Origin of the sequence: Pseudoroseomonas cervicalis ATCC 49957, from assembly GCF_000164635.1 — a bacterium.
GTDB classification, from domain to species: Bacteria; Pseudomonadota; Alphaproteobacteria; order Acetobacterales; family Acetobacteraceae; genus Pseudoroseomonas; species Pseudoroseomonas cervicalis.
Map to the genome: position 1 here is coordinate 1 of NZ_GG771214.1, position 610 is coordinate 610.

Below are 610 nucleotides of genomic sequence, written 5' to 3' on the forward strand. Positions count from 1 at the left end.
CCGACCGGCTGCGCCGCCCGGCGCTGGACGATCCCTTCTGGGCCGCGCTGATCGACGCCGTGACGGTGCAGGAGACGCGGCTGTTCCGCACCGCGCCGCAGCTGCTGGCGCTGGCAGCCCTGGCCTTCCCGGCGCTGGCGGTGCCCGGCCGCCCCTTGCGCATCCTCTCCGCCGGCTGCGCCACGGGGGAGGAGGCCTGGAGCCTCGCCGCCCTTGCCGCCGAGGCCGGGCTGCCGGCGCGCATCCTGGGCCTTGACCTCTGCCGCCCGGCCCTGGCGCGCGCCGCCAGCGGCCGTTTCGAGCCCGGCCCGCCCGACCCGCTGCGCGAGGTGCCCGAGGCCTATCGCCCTTATTTCCCGGCCGATGCCGCCGGCACCCTTTGCGCCCGGCCGGGCGAGGCGGTGGCCGTCAGCTTCGCGCGGGCCAATCTCTGCGTACTGGCGCCACCGGACGCCGCGCCCGCCGCGCCGCCCGAGGCCGCCGAGCAGGACATCATCCTCTGCCGCAACGTGCTGATCTACCTGACGCCGGACGCGCGCGCGGCGGTGCTGCGCGGGCTGTGCGCGCGGCTCGCCCCGGGCGGCGCGCTGCTGCTCGGCGCCACCGACCT

General features: G+C 78.4%; 1 protein-coding gene. It reads left to right on the top strand.

Features of this window, described 5'->3' with window-relative positions:
* The coding region (locus HMPREF0731_RS22635; protein WP_007006610.1) for a CheR family methyltransferase at positions 1–610 on the top strand (610 nt) is incomplete at both ends.